Below are 12350 nucleotides of genomic sequence, written 5' to 3'. Positions count from 1 at the left end.
CAGACGAGTCGAGTAAACGGCAAACCCGGCCGGACGGGGTCAGCTCTTGCCGGCTCCGCCGCCGGAGAAGACCAGCCGGATGATCCGGTCGTCCTCCGGGCTGGGCTGGCCCCGCCCGTCGTGGTTGGAGGTGGAGACCCAGAGCGAGCCGTCCGGGGCGACGACGGCGGTGCGTAGCCGCCCGTACTTTTCGGTGAGCAGCGCCCGGGGCTGACCGAGGACACCGCCCGAGGCGGTGAGTTCCACCAGCCACACCCGTTCGCCCCGTAGACACGCGGTGACGAGGAGACGTTCGACGGCGGCCAGGCCGGAGCAGGAGGCGTCCCCGGTCTGCCAGTTGACGATCGGGTCGACGAAGCGGGAATCCGGGTTCCTGCCGGGCCCCTCCACCTCGGGCCAACCGTAGTTCTTGCCCGGCTCGATCTGGTTGATCTCGTCCCAGGTGTTCTGCCCGAACTCCGCGGCGTACATCCGCTTGCTGGTGTCCCAGGCGATGCCCTGCGGGTTGCGATGCCCCAGCGACCAGACCGGCGAGTTGGGGAAGGGGTTGCCCGGGGCCGGCTTGCCGTCCTTCGTGATCCGCAGGATCTTGCCGGCGAGGCTCTTGACGTCCTGCGACAGGCCCCGGTCGGAAGCGTCCCCGGTGGTGGCGTAGAGGAACCCGTCCGGGCCGAACGCGAGCCGTCCCCCGTTGTGGATGCCGGAGCGCGGGATGCCGGTGACGATCGGGGTCGGGGCTGCGCCCAGCGTCAGCTTGGCGATGCGGTTGTCCTGCCGGGTCGAGTAGTAGACGAAGATCGTCTGGTCCTTCGCGTAGTCCGGCGAGACGGCGAGCCCGAGCAGGCCCCCCTCACCGGCCGCGTCGACCACGTCCAGGGTCTGCACCGTGGTCACCTTGAGCCCGTCCGGCCCGGACTCCGGGCCGACCTTCAGGATCTTGGCGGTGTCCCGCTCGGTGACCAGCGCCCCGCCGTCGGGCAGGAAGCCGATGCCCCAGGGCACCCGCAGCCCCTTGGCCAGCACCGTCGCCGCCACCTGCTGGTCGACGCCACCGCCCTGGCTGGGCGACACGGACGGGGTGGGAAATCTCGGAGGTTCGCCGGCGGGGTCGGGCTCAGGCTCGCCGAAGGCACAACCGCCGGTCGCGAGGACGACCGCCGCGCAGAGCGCGACCGCCGCCCGGGTACGGGTGGGCCGGGGGTACGGAGGACGAAGGCTCACTGCCCAAGGGTAGCCATGTCTCGCCGCGCTGCCGCGCCGGATTCAACGACGATCGGGGATGCGTGCGAAACTGCTGGCGATGACGATCCTGAGGGCGGGAGAGCCGTCCGTGTCCAAGACTGCGACGGCTGGTCTTACCCGGTGGCCTTCTGTTGCCTGGCTCGCGGTGGTGTTCGGCGTGCTCGGCGTCGGTTACCGACTGGCCGTGCTCCTCGCCGAACTACCCCCGGCCAACAGCGACGAGGCGACCAGCGGGCTGGTCACCATGCACATCGTGCAGGGGCGGGAGTTTCCACTTTTCTTCTACGGCCAGTACTACATGGGGGCTCTGGAGTCGTACCTGGCGGTGCCGCTCTTCGCCCTCTTCGGATCGTCCACTTTCGCACTACGCCTGCCCAACCTGCTGCTCTACGCCGTCTTCCTGGTGTTGATCTGGCAGCTGACCCGGCGGCTCTACAGCCCGTGGCTGGCGGCGGTCACGGTGGGTCTGCTCGCCCTCGGCTCCGACCGCATCCTGAAGAACCAGCTCATCGCCGGGGGCGGCTACCCGGAGATGAACCCGATCGGGGTGCTGCTGGTGCTGCTGGCGGTCAACCTCGGGTTCGGGGTGGTACGCCGCCGGTGGCTTGCCTTCGCCGGATGGGGGCTCGTCGCCGGCCTCACCCTCTGGGACGACTGGCTGATCCTGCCGTACGTCGGCGCGGCCGGCCTGATGCTGCTGCTGGTCACCGGGGTACGGGCGCTGCGGGGCCGGGACGGCCTGGCGCTCGTCGGCGGTCTGCTGGTCGGGCTGATCCCGATCGTGCTGCACAACCTGATCGCCGCCCCGGAGCACCGCTCCCTGGCCATCTACGCCAACCTCAGCGGCGGCGCGGACGCGTCCTGGCCGGACCGCCTCTACGGTGGGCTTCTCTTCGGCCTGCCGATGAGCGGCGGACTGTGCGCCCCGAGCCAGTGTGCGCCCTGGCAGATGTGGTGGGGCGTCGCCTATCCGATCCTGCTGGTCGCGGCCGGGGTGCTCGCGGTCCGGGGACTGCGCCGGGCTTCGACGGCGGTGTCCGGCGCAGCCGGATTGCCGCTGTCGGTGTCTGATGCGGTTGGGTCGCGGCCGGCGGTGTCCGGCGTAGCCGGATTGCCGCTGTCGGTGTCTGATGCGGTTGGGTCGCGGCCGGCGGTGTCCGGCGTAGCCGGATTGCCGCTGTCGGTGTCTGATGCGGTTGGGTCGCGGCCGGCGGTGTCCGGCGTAGCCGGATTGCCGCTGTCGGTGTCTGATGCGGCTGGGTCGCCGCTGTCGGTGGCCGGCACAGTCGGATCGGCATCGGCCGCGACCGACGAGCGGGTCCGGCAGGCCGGGCGGCTCGCCCTGGTCGTCGGGGCTGCGCTGACCCTGCTCGCGTACGCCGTCAGCGGTGCCGCCGGCGCCACGCCGGTGGAGAGTTCCCGCTATCTGCACACGCTGTTGATCTCCACCCCGGCAGTGCTCTGGCCGCTGTGGGCGGTGGCGGCTTCCGGTCGTGGCCCGAATCCGGTCGGGGGCGGCCGGGATGCGTCGCGGCGTCCCGCACTGACCCGGTGGGCCGCTCTGGTCCCGCTGGTGGCGTTGGCGGTGACCATGGTGGTGGCCACCGGCTCGATGATCGCCAAGGCGCCGGAGTTGGCTCGGGTGGCCGAGGAACGGCGGGAGTTGGTGGCGACCCTCGACCGGCTCGGTGTCAACCGCTTCTACAGCGAGTACTGGACCTGCAACAACCTCACCTTCATGACCGAGGAACGGCTGGTCTGCGCGGTGATCCGCGACGACCTACGGGTTGGTTGGGACCGCTACCTGCCGTACCGGGAGCAGGTCCGGCGTGCCGAGCGCCCCGCCTATGTGCTGCCGGCCGGTACGCCGTTGAGCGGGGCGGTCGCTGGGTATCTGCGCGACAGTGCCGTCCCGGTCACCGTGACCCGAGTCGCTGGCTACGACATCTACCAGCCGGCCGGGCCGGTCGACCTGCCGCTCGGTTGAACCGGAGTACGACCGCTCGCACCGGTGGATCCTGTGGAGCGATGGGGGTGGCTCAGCGGTGGACCCATCGACGTGGCGCAGAACGTGTGGATCGGTGCCGGTGCCACGATCTTGCCGGGCGTCAGCATCGGCCGTGACGCCGTGACGCCGTGACGCCGGGGTCGCGGCCGGTGCGGTCGTGGCCGATGCCGTTCCGCTGGCAACTTTGGTGACTGGAAGTACGGCCACCGTGCGCCGAAAGCGGTGATGGTTCGTTCCGGCTATCGTCGGCGAGCGTGAAGGTCTGGATCGCCCACGAGCGGGGCCGCGAGTTGCTTGGTGAGATTCCGTCCGGGGTTGCCGTCGAGGTGGTCGCCGAGCCGGCCCGGCAGGCCCCGGACCCGGTCGGGGTCGAGTTCTGGGTGCCGCCGTTCCTGTCCCAGACGGAGTCGGTGCCGGTCGCGGCCGCCCTGCCCGACCTGCGGGTGGTCCAGTTGCTGTCGGCGGGGGCGGACGTCTGGGTCGGTCGGCTGCCCGACGGGGTGACTCTCTGCGACGCCCGAGGGGTGCACGACTCGTCGACCGCCGAGTGGGTGGTCACCGCGATCCTGTCGTACCTGCGGGCCTTCCCGACCTTCGTGCGGGCCCAGGCCCGAGGGGAGTGGGCCCCGGAGGCGACTGGCGAGCTGGCCGGTAAGCGGGTGTTGATCGTCGGGGCCGGTTCGATCGGCGCCGCGATCCGGCGTCGGCTGGAGCCGTTCGAGGTGACGCTCACGATGGTGGCGCGCACCGCCCGACCGGCCGAGGGCGTGTACGGCGTGGCCGACCTGCCAGGGCTGTTGCCGGCGGCCGACGTCGTGGTCGTCATCGTGCCGCTCACCGAGCAGACCCGGGGGATGATCGACGCCCGGTTCCTGGCCGCCCTGCCCGATGGGGCTCTGCTGGTCAACGCCGCCCGGGGTCCGGTGGCCGATACCGAGGCCCTGGTCGCCGAGTTGCGTACCGGCCGGATCGGGGCGGCGATGGACGTCACCGACCCGGAGCCGCTACCCGCCGGTCATCCGCTCTGGGGGCTGCCCAACGTGCTGCTCACCCCGCATGTCGGCGGATCGGTCTCCGGCCTGCTGCCCCGGGCGTATCGGCTGGTCGGCGCGCAGTTGCGGCGGTACGCGGCCGGCGAGCCACTGGTCAACGAGGTGGTGGACGGCTACTGAGCGGGATCCTCGATGGTCTGGCCGCTGGCGGTGACGAGCTTGTGCAGGTCTTCGGCGCGTACGGCGGGCAGCCGGGTGTGGCTGCCGTCGTCGAGCCGGACGACGGCCTGACCGCGCGGGTCGGCGGTCAGTTCGACGACCCGTGACCAGGGGATGAGTCGCTGGCCGAACAGTGCGCGTAGGTGCAGCCCCTGTGGGTCGGCGTCGGTGCCGGCGCGCCAGGCCCACACCCCGACCGCCAGTGGTACGAGTAGCAGCGGGACCAGGAACCATCGGGCGGAGGCCAGCGGCAGGGTGCCGATGAACGCGACGATCGCGGCTACCAAGATCGCCTGGCTGTGTCGGAAGCGGATGGTGTTGGCGCTGCTCACCCGGCGATTTTCGCACCCCTGCCGGAGTGCGCTACCGGCGGGCGCGCTCATAGATGTCAACTAGAGTTGACGCCGTCGGTCGTTGTCAACTACGGTTGACGTCATGAGTGATGTGGCGGATCTGGCCACGGAAGCCAGCGGCGCGGACGCCCGAGCGGGTCTACGGGCCACGCTGGCGCTGCGCCGCCTGGCGGAAACCCTGGAGGCGGCGCAGGTCGCCAACGCCAGACGACAAGGTTGGTCCTGGCAGGAGATCGCCGACGCGCTGGGGGTCACCAGACAGGCCGTTCACAAGAAGTACGCCGGTCGAATGCCGGCACCAGGCCCACGGGAGGATTGAATGTTCGAACGATTCACCGCTGCGGCTCGTGAAACGGTGATCAACGCCCGGATCACCGCCCAGCAGTTGAACCACGCGAAGGTCGGCACCGAGCATCTCCTGTTGGCGCTGCTCTCCGAGGAGACCGACATCGCCGCCACCGTGCTGCGTCAGGCTGGCCTCGACCGGGCACAGGTCCGGTCCGACGTGGTGCGGTTGACCGATGGACAGTCGCAGATCCTCGGCGACGAGGACGCTGCCGCCCTACGGACGATCGGCATCGACCTCGACGCGGTGCTGGCGCGGATCGAGGAGTCCCTCGGGCCGGAGGCGCTGGCCGTGCCCCCGCCGGCAACGCCCCGACGCGAGCGGCTCTGGCCCTGGCAGCGCGCCAGCCAGGGTGGTGAGTCCAAGGTGTCCAAACTCGGTCCCGGGTTCACCCCACGGGCCAAGAAGACCCTCGAACTGGCGCTGCGGGAAGCCCTTCACCTGCGTCACCGGCACATCGGTACCGAACACATCCTGCTCGGCCTGCTTCGCGACGACGCCGGCCTTTCCGCCACGGTCCTCGCCGAGGCCGGCGTCACCACCGAGGCGCTCCGAGCCGCGACCCTCGCCGAGTTGGCAAGGCAACCTGAGGTCGGTACGCGATGACGACGACGCTCACGCGTACCGCGACACCCGGACCGGCACCTCGCCGGTCCGGGCCGGCCCTGACCAGACGGCTCCTGGCCTGCGGAGTGCTTGCCGGCCCACTCTTCGTCCTCGTGTTCCTCGTCCAGGGGGCCACCCGGGCCGACTACGAACCGTTGCGGCATCCGGTCAGTTCGTTGGCCCTCGGTCAACTCGGGTGGATCCAGGACGTCAACTTCATCGCCGCCGGTCTGCTGACGATGGCCTTCGCCCTTGGCCTACGCCGAGCGCTTCGACCGGGCCGGGGTGCGACCTGGGGGCCGTTGCTGGTCGGCTGCTGGGGGATCACCCTGATCGGCGCGGGGATCTTCGTCACCGACCCGATCAGCGGTTTCCCGGCCGGGACACCCGACCAGATTTCGCAACCGACCTGGCACGGCATCCTGCACGATCTGGTGTCGATCCCCGGGTTCCTGGCGCTACCGATCGCCTTCGTCGTACTCGCCCGACGGTTCGCGACTGAGAAGCGATGGGGCTGGCTGACCTATTCGGTCGCCTCGGTGATCGTCTTCGTGGCCGCGCTCGAACTCTCCAACCTGGCCTTTGCCCAGGTAGCGAGCCTGGTGGAGTACGGCGGACTGTTCCAACGCATCGCCGTCGTCACCGGCTTTGCCTGGCTGACCCTGCTCGGCGTACAGCAGTGGCGACAACTGGATCGCGCACGCTAGCGGTTCCCTGCATCGCCGGCTGCGGTGCGACCCACTCGGGTCGCACCGCAGCCGGCGACTCGTTGGCGTCCTAGCGGGCGAAGCCCGGCATCGGGTACGACGCGAGCAGGTCCCGCACCTCGCCCGCGATCCGCTCCAGGGTCGCCTCGTCGTTCTTGCCGGCTGCCGTGATCGCCTCATCCATCCAGGCAGCCACCTGCGGCATCTGCTCCTCGGTGAGCCCTCGGGTGGTCAGCGCGGCAGTGCCGAGCCGGATGCCGGACGGGTCGAACGGCTTACGCGTGTCGTACGGCACGGTGTTGTAGTTCAGCTCGATGCCGGCCCGGTCCAGCGCCTGCGCGGCCGGCTTGCCCCCGATCTCCTTGGGAGTCAGGTCGGCCAGGATCAGGTGGTTGTCGGTGCCGCCGGAGGAGAGCGCGAATCCGCGCTCGGTCAGCGCGGCGGCCAGCGCCTTGGCGTTGGCGACGACCTGGTGGGCGTACGCCCGGAAGTCGTCGGTGCCGGCCTCCTTCAGCGCTACCGCGATGCCGGCGGTGGTGTGGTTGTGCGGACCACCCTGGAGGCCGGGGAAGACCGCCTTGTCGATCGCGGCGGCGTGCTCCGCCGTCGTCATGATCATTGCGCCGCGCGGACCACGCAGGGTCTTGTGCGTGGTGGTGGTGATGACGTCGGCGTAGCCGACCGGCGAGGGGTGCGCGCCACCGGCGATCAGGCCGGCGATGTGCGCGATGTCGGCCACCAGCACCGCCCCGACCTCACGGGCGATCTCGGCGAAACCGGGAAAATCGATGGTCCGGGGCACCGCAGTGCCGCCGCAGAAGATCACCTTTGGCTGCTCGCGGTGGGCGATGTCACGTACCTCGTCGAGGTCGATCCGGCCGGTCTCCTTTGAGACGTTGTAGCGGACCGAGGTGAACCACTTGCCGGTGGCCGAGACCGACCAACCGTGGGTGAGGTGGCCGCCCATCGGCAGCGCCATCCCCATCACCTTGTCACCGGGGGAGAGGAAGGCCAGGTAGACGGCGAGGTTGGCCGGCGAGCCGGAGTACGGCTGCACGTTGGCGTGGTCGACACCGAAGACGGCCTTGGCGCGCTCGATGGCCAGCGTCTCGATCTGGTCGACGAACTGCTGACCCTCGTAGTAGCGCTTGCCGGCGTACCCCTCGGAGTACTTGTTGGTCAACACCGTGCCACTGGCTTCCAGCACGGCGGTGGAGACGTAGTTCTCCGAGGCGATCATTCGGAGCTTGTCGTGCTGGCGCTGTGCCTCCCCCTCGATCAGGGCGGCGAGCTGCGGGTCCTCGGTGGCGAGGCTGGGGATCGGTGGTACGTGCACGAGCGTCCTCCTGGCAGGCGGCGGTGCCTAGCGGGATGCACCCAGGCGCGCGGTGCACTCCTCTACGGTCGCTCCCCGGTGGTCGTTTCCACCTCGCTGCGCCAGTCGCGGGTACGGCGAAGATGCTATCCGGTCTCCGATGGTCCCCTGGCCACGGCCCAGGGTGCGTCGGCCTCTGGCCACGGCCCAGGGTGCGTCGGCCTCTGGCCCGGCTTGCGTCGGCCTCTGGCCCGGCTTGCGTCGGGCCGGGAGGAGCCGGCGGCAGCCCCGCACCTGCGCTCGGTTGCCATCCTCGTTCCGGCCTTTCGCGCGTGGTGTACGTTCCGGTAGGTCGCGCAAGGTCAACTGGCATCTGCACTCCGGTGGGCTCGGCTAGCGCAACATCGACCGGCATCGGGGGAGCTAAATGATCGCGCTGCACGTCCGGGACGCGGCGGCGACCGCCGTCATTTTCGGTTTCTTCGCGTCCAGTTGGTACGGCTGGGCCCAGGAGGCACCCCCGCCCGCCTGGCGGAAACTGCTCGCCACCGGTTCGATCACCGCCATCCTCATGGCAGTCGCCGGTGGGCTACTCGCCTGGCGACACTGGTCGGACGGGACGGCGTTCGACGCCGACACCAGCCGTACCTTCGGCATCGTGGTCGGCATCGAGTTCGGCCTCGCCGGAATCGGCGCGGGGATCCTCGCGGCCCTTCGCCGTAGTGAGCTGATCTCGGCCTGGATCGCCCTGGTCGTGGGAGTACACCTGTTCCCGGTCGCCGAGTTGATCGACTATCCGCTGATCCACGTGGTGGCCGCGTTGATCACGCTGGTGGCGCTCGCCGCGATTCCGGTAGCCCGCTCCCGTTCGCTGAAGGTGAGTGCGGTCGTCGGCGTAGGCGCCGGCAGCGTACTGCTCGCCGCTGCGGTCTCCTCCCTGGTCATCGCCCTGGTCGGCTACTGAGGTGTAAGGAAGGGCCCCTTCTTGTCGCTTTCGGTATAGGAGGGCCGCCTCCTAACGCCGGGGCTGTGCCGCACGATGATGATGGGTGCGCCCCAATCCGATGATCTTTCTATTTAGGGTCCTAGGATGCCCAGGGCAGGAGGGGTCAGCCACCCTCATGCCGGTCGGTTAGCCGGCCGATGACTGCGAGCCGCCCGAGCTACGCCGTAGGCCAGGCGTCCACGAAGCGTTCGAGGAGCACTGCGAAGGTACGCGCTTCCTCGGCGGTGAATTCCGAGAGTGCGTCGGTGACAGTGCGGCGGCGGGTCTCGTGGATGTCGTCCACCAGTTGCTTGCCCCGTGGCGTCAGCCGGATGCGCGCGTAGCGGGAGTCGCCCGGAACGGTGTCGCGCTGCACCAGGCCGTCCTCGACCAGTTCGCTGGTCAGCCGGCTGGAGCGGGGCCGGTCGACGCCGATCGCCTCGGCGACCTCGGAGATGGCGAGGCCGTCGCTCGTGCCGTCGAGGGCGTCGAGGTAGCGGAACCGCGTCGCGGTCGCGACCGAGGCCGCCGCAGGATCGCCTTGGGCAGCGCGGTGTTGCAGGTGGCGGGACTGCTGGTGGCGCCTGATGCGTACCAACGCCCGCTCGATCACCTCGTCTGGCGCACGATCATCCGACGTCATGATTGCCACGGTACAACAGTTGCTAGTTGACAACTACATGCTTGTATCGTTACAACAGTTGCATGAATACAACTACTGGTGGAGTGGCGAACCCGTCCCTGCCCCCGATCGGGCTACTGCTGCGCAAGCTCGACCGTCTCATCGACGAGCGATTCGAGCGCACCCTGGGCATCCGCGGCATCACCCGTCGCCAGTGGCAGCTCCTGCACACGCTCGCCGGGGACAGGGACCTGCTCGCCGGGAACGTCGTCCCACTCGCCGAGGATGGGGCCTCGCTCGACGCGTTGGCCTCGGCGGTAGCCCCATTCCTCGACCAGCGCGCCGAAGAAACCGTGAAACAACACCTGGAACCGCTCGCGGAGAACGGGCTCATCCGGGCTGACGACGATGTCTACACACTTACTGAACCGGGCCACGCGTTCTACGAGCGCCTGGTGATCGAGGTCCAGGCCACTCGGGACCTGACCGTTGCCGGCCTTGCCGACGGCGAATACGAACGCACCGTGACCACCCTCCAGTTCATGATCGGCAACCTGGAGGCGGGGGCATGAGCGGGCGCATCCGATATCGGGTCTGGCTTCGGCTCCTCCTGAGCTTCGCGGCGATCGCCCTCTACGCAGTCATCGCGTTCGTCCTGGCCGGGGCGATCCCCGAGTGGGGGTGGCCAAGCGTCGGCGATGCCGAATTCTCCTCCGGGCAGGCGACCGTCGTACCGGCGCTGAATGTCTACGGCCTCGGCGTCATCCTCATGGCCGTGTTCGAGCCGTTCGCATCCGTCACGACCCGCATCGCCGCCACCCTCCTCGTGGCGGGTATCGCCGCAGAGGCAGGTCCCCTCCTCGCGATCCTCACCGAGGGCGGGAAAGCGCCGGGCCTGGTCGCACCCGGCGTGATCGCACTCGCCACCGTCGGGGCCGTGATCGGCGCAGCACGAGTGTGGGTCGCCCACCGGCTCGGGTTCCCGAACCGATAGTGGACTACCAGGCAACCGATAGTGGACTACCAGGCGCGTCGGCTCGGGTGCCCGAACCAGTAGCGACTACCAGGCCCAGCAGGCGACTACCAGGCACGTCGAATGTAGTCAGCGGCCCCGAAAGGTGGCGTCGTGGTGGGCGCGGGCAGCTTGGATCTCACCGTCGTGTGACTCGGCCCATCTGCCCACCGCGATCACCAGCGGTAGCAGCGACCGGCCGAGGTCGGTCAACGCGTAGTCGACCCGCGCTGCCACACCGTCGTGTTCGGTACGGCTCACCAGCCCATCCCGGGTCAGCGTCCGTAACGTGCGAATGAGGATACGACGGCTCAGGCCATGCACCGTACGGTCCAGCTCGTTGAAGCCGTACGGCCGTTCGGCCAGCACCGCCATTATCAGCAGGCTCCACTTGTCACCGATGCGATGCAGCACGTCCGTCGCCGCACACGAGGTGCGCTCCAGCACCGTGACCGGTACCGGGATGACCGGGGACATCAATGTTCCTTCTTTCGCGGCCGGAATCGTCGATCGAGGATCGAGCGTATCCGCGCCGCGCGACGAGTACGCGTAATCGTGACGATTAGCCGTAATCGCGCCGGAGCATGTGAACAGCGAAGGAGCATCCAGTGCGAACCCTGGTCATCACCGGTGGGACCGACGGCATCGGCAGGGCCCTCGCCCTGCACCATCTCCGCCAGGGCGATCGTGTTATCGCCATCGGCACCAGTCCGGCCAAGGGACAGTCGCTCCGCGCCGAGGCCGCCCGTCTCGGCGCGGGTGACCGCTGCTCGTTCGTCGCAGCGGATCTCAGCTCGACGACAGGCACACGCGCGCTTGCGCAACAGTTGCGCGAGCAGCATCCGGTCATCGATGTCCTGGTGCTCGGTGCTTTCCGCTACCAGATGACGCGACAGGAGACCGGGGAGGGGATCGAGCGCACCTTCGCGCTCTACGTACTGAGCCGGTTCCTGCTGGTCGAGGGGCTGCGCGAGGCGTTGGAACGGGCACCACGCCCCGTCATCGTGAACCTGTGCGGTACCGGCGGGATCAAGGCCGGGGTATTGCACTGGGATGATCTTCAGCAACGCGAGGGTTACCGCGCCTTCGCCGCCACCATGCAGGGTGCGCGCGCCAACGACCTGCTCGGGGTCGCGTTCGCCGCTGAACATCCGGACAGCCGGATCCGGTACGTCCTGTACAACCCGATGTTCGTCAACACTGGACTCGCCGACCCGTTCCGGCAGCCATTGCGAGGTGTGGTGAAGGTGCTCGCGAAGCTCTTCGGCACTCCGGTCACGCGGGCGATTCGACCGATCACGGAGCTGATCGGTTCGCCGCCGGAGGCTGTGCTGTCCGGGTACCGGGTCCGTCGCCGGGTCGATGTCGCCGGTCCGGCGTTCGATCCGACCGACGCGCACCGACTGGTGGCTGAGTTGCGGGAGTTGTCCAAGCAGGGAACACGCAGGGAATAGGGCGCAACAAGCGTGCTTTGGGAACGGTTGTTGCTGCCCCTGCCGCAATAACCGTTCCCAGGGGTGCCGCCGTACGGACCGCCGCCGACCGGTTTCGCGCCACCGGTCACCAGGTCGTCATCAGCGGACCCGCCGTAAGCAGGCTACGAAGCCCTGATCCATGCTGACGAGTTCCCATCCTCTCGTTTCCAGGAACTCCACCGCTGTCAGTACCTCATCGAACATCGAGTTCTCGGCGCCGGCACGATTGAAGGTGGCACCTACCAGTGTCGACACCGACATCCCGGGGGCGACGACGATGTACCGGAACGGATAGCCGTCGAGTATCACCCGACCGCCGAGGATGTCGTTTGCGCGGATGACCCGGGAGGGGCGAGGGAGCGACATCGGCGCATCATTGCATGCGCAGGTGCCGATTAGGTTTGCCCGGGATGCGTACGTCGGCCGGAGCCCAGGTCCTTACCCAGCAGCAACAATCGTTCCCCAAAA

The 12350-nt window shown here is 69.0% G+C and carries 15 protein-coding genes and 1 riboswitch; of the genes, 9 read left to right on the top strand and 6 right to left on the bottom strand.

Annotated elements, in window-relative coordinates; all coding sequences use genetic code 11:
* Positions 1–39: 39 nt before the first annotated feature.
* Complete coding sequence (locus tag FHR38_RS06690) at positions 40–1221, bottom strand: PQQ-dependent sugar dehydrogenase (RefSeq protein WP_184533748.1); 1182 nt, start codon at positions 1219–1221, stop codon at positions 40–42.
* Positions 1222–1330: 109 nt separating this feature from the next.
* Here FHR38_RS06690 and FHR38_RS32805 point away from each other — a divergent pair, with 109 nt between their 5' ends.
* Positions 1331–3229 (top strand): ArnT family glycosyltransferase, encoded by a 1899-nt coding sequence (locus FHR38_RS32805; RefSeq protein ID WP_312881908.1) that lies wholly within the window; start codon positions 1331–1333, stop codon positions 3227–3229.
* A gap of 275 nt (positions 3230–3504) precedes the next feature.
* A complete protein-coding gene (locus tag FHR38_RS06675; RefSeq protein WP_184533745.1) occupies positions 3505–4422 on the top strand; it encodes a 2-hydroxyacid dehydrogenase in 918 nt (305 codons plus the stop codon).
* Here FHR38_RS06675 and FHR38_RS06670 read toward each other — a convergent pair.
* Positions 4416–4793, bottom strand: coding sequence for a PH domain-containing protein (locus FHR38_RS06670; RefSeq protein ID WP_184533742.1), 378 nt, complete (start codon positions 4791–4793; stop codon positions 4416–4418). The two genes, FHR38_RS06675 and FHR38_RS06670, sit on opposite strands and share 7 nt — an antisense overlap.
* A 103-nt stretch (positions 4794–4896) precedes the next feature.
* On the opposite strand from FHR38_RS06670, the gene FHR38_RS06665 reads away from it, so the two are divergent.
* The 3 genes from FHR38_RS06665 to FHR38_RS06655 are packed head-to-tail and all read left to right on the top strand — an operon-like array spanning position 4897 to position 6473.
* Complete coding sequence (locus tag FHR38_RS06665; protein ID WP_184533740.1) at positions 4897–5133, top strand: helix-turn-helix domain-containing protein; 237 nt, start codon at positions 4897–4899, stop codon at positions 5131–5133.
* Positions 5134–5766, top strand: coding sequence for a Clp protease N-terminal domain-containing protein (locus FHR38_RS06660; RefSeq protein ID WP_184533738.1), 633 nt, complete (start codon positions 5134–5136; stop codon positions 5764–5766). It begins immediately after the preceding gene.
* Positions 5763–6473 (top strand): DUF998 domain-containing protein, encoded by a 711-nt coding sequence (locus FHR38_RS06655; protein WP_184533736.1) that lies wholly within the window; start codon positions 5763–5765, stop codon positions 6471–6473. Before FHR38_RS06660 ends, FHR38_RS06655 begins: the two co-directional genes overlap by 4 nt.
* Positions 6474–6543: 70 nt before the next feature.
* On the opposite strand, the gene glyA is transcribed toward FHR38_RS06655, so the two are convergent.
* Positions 6544–7809: a serine hydroxymethyltransferase gene (gene glyA / locus FHR38_RS06650; protein ID WP_184533734.1), complete on the bottom strand. Its 1266-nt coding sequence runs from the start codon at positions 7807–7809 to the stop codon at positions 6544–6546.
* A gap of 32 nt (positions 7810–7841) precedes the next feature.
* Positions 7842–7928: riboswitch (ZMP/ZTP riboswitch) on the bottom strand.
* Between the two features lie 287 nt (positions 7929–8215).
* On the opposite strand from glyA, the gene FHR38_RS06645 reads away from it, so the two are divergent.
* The gene (locus FHR38_RS06645; RefSeq protein WP_184533732.1) at positions 8216–8752 is read left to right on the top strand and encodes a hypothetical protein; all 537 of its coding nucleotides are present in this window, start codon (positions 8216–8218) and stop codon (positions 8750–8752) included.
* Positions 8753–8951: 199 nt separating this feature from the next.
* Here FHR38_RS06645 and FHR38_RS06640 read toward each other — a convergent pair whose 3' ends face one another.
* Positions 8952–9416: a MarR family winged helix-turn-helix transcriptional regulator gene (locus FHR38_RS06640; RefSeq protein WP_184533730.1), complete on the bottom strand. Its 465-nt coding sequence runs from the start codon at positions 9414–9416 to the stop codon at positions 8952–8954.
* 62 nt (positions 9417–9478) lie between these two features.
* Between FHR38_RS06640 and FHR38_RS06635 the strand changes: the two genes are divergently transcribed.
* Together FHR38_RS06635 and FHR38_RS06630 are read left to right on the top strand one after the other, a co-directional pair.
* A complete protein-coding gene (locus FHR38_RS06635) occupies positions 9479–9967 on the top strand; it encodes a winged helix DNA-binding protein (protein WP_184533728.1) in 489 nt (162 codons plus the stop codon).
* Positions 9964–10389 (top strand): hypothetical protein, encoded by a 426-nt coding sequence (locus FHR38_RS06630; protein ID WP_184533726.1) that lies wholly within the window; start codon positions 9964–9966, stop codon positions 10387–10389. Before FHR38_RS06635 ends, FHR38_RS06630 begins: the two co-directional genes overlap by 4 nt.
* Before the next feature lie 108 nt (positions 10390–10497).
* Here the strand turns inward: FHR38_RS06630 and FHR38_RS06625 are convergent, their stop codons facing one another.
* Positions 10498–10884 carry a winged helix-turn-helix transcriptional regulator gene (locus FHR38_RS06625; protein WP_184533724.1) on the bottom strand — a complete coding sequence of 129 codons (387 nt, stop codon included), beginning with the start codon at positions 10882–10884 and terminating at the stop codon, positions 10498–10500.
* Positions 10885–11015: 131 nt separating this feature from the next.
* Between FHR38_RS06625 and FHR38_RS06620 the strand changes: the two genes are divergently transcribed.
* Positions 11016–11861, top strand: coding sequence for an SDR family NAD(P)-dependent oxidoreductase (locus FHR38_RS06620; RefSeq protein ID WP_184533721.1), 846 nt, complete (start codon positions 11016–11018; stop codon positions 11859–11861).
* Positions 11862–11981: 120 nt separating this feature from the next.
* Here the strand turns inward: FHR38_RS06620 and FHR38_RS06615 are convergent, their stop codons facing one another.
* Positions 11982–12248: a hypothetical protein gene (locus FHR38_RS06615; protein WP_184533719.1), complete on the bottom strand. Its 267-nt coding sequence runs from the start codon at positions 12246–12248 to the stop codon at positions 11982–11984.
* Positions 12249–12350 lie beyond the last annotated feature (102 nt).

This window comes from Micromonospora polyrhachis, from assembly GCF_014203835.1.
In the GTDB taxonomy this organism is placed as follows: domain Bacteria; phylum Actinomycetota; class Actinomycetes; order Mycobacteriales; family Micromonosporaceae; genus Micromonospora_H; species Micromonospora_H polyrhachis.
This window is presented reverse-complemented; position numbering and strand designations above follow the sequence as displayed.

What these genes read in the sequence shown, in the direction of transcription:
- FHR38_RS06665 (WP_184533740.1), top strand. Translation starts at nt 4,897, where the DNA reads ATGAGTGATGTGGCGGATCTGGCCACGGAAGCCAGCGGCGCGGACGCC.
- FHR38_RS06660 (WP_184533738.1), top strand. Translation starts at nt 5,134, where the DNA reads ATGTTCGAACGATTCACCGCTGCGGCTCGTGAAACGGTGATCAACGCC.
- FHR38_RS06655 (WP_184533736.1), top strand. Translation starts at nt 5,763, where the DNA reads ATGACGACGACGCTCACGCGTACCGCGACACCCGGACCGGCACCTCGC.
- FHR38_RS06645 (WP_184533732.1), top strand. Translation starts at nt 8,216, where the DNA reads ATGATCGCGCTGCACGTCCGGGACGCGGCGGCGACCGCCGTCATTTTC.
- FHR38_RS06640 (WP_184533730.1), bottom strand. Translation starts at nt 9,416, where the DNA reads ATGACGTCGGATGATCGTGCGCCAGACGAGGTGATCGAGCGGGCGTTG.
- FHR38_RS06635 (WP_184533728.1), top strand. Translation starts at nt 9,479, where the DNA reads ATGAATACAACTACTGGTGGAGTGGCGAACCCGTCCCTGCCCCCGATC.
- FHR38_RS06630 (WP_184533726.1), top strand. Translation starts at nt 9,964, where the DNA reads ATGAGCGGGCGCATCCGATATCGGGTCTGGCTTCGGCTCCTCCTGAGC.
- FHR38_RS06625 (WP_184533724.1), bottom strand. Translation starts at nt 10,884, where the DNA reads ATGTCCCCGGTCATCCCGGTACCGGTCACGGTGCTGGAGCGCACCTCG.
- FHR38_RS06615 (WP_184533719.1), bottom strand. Translation starts at nt 12,248, where the DNA reads ATGTCGCTCCCTCGCCCCTCCCGGGTCATCCGCGCAAACGACATCCTC.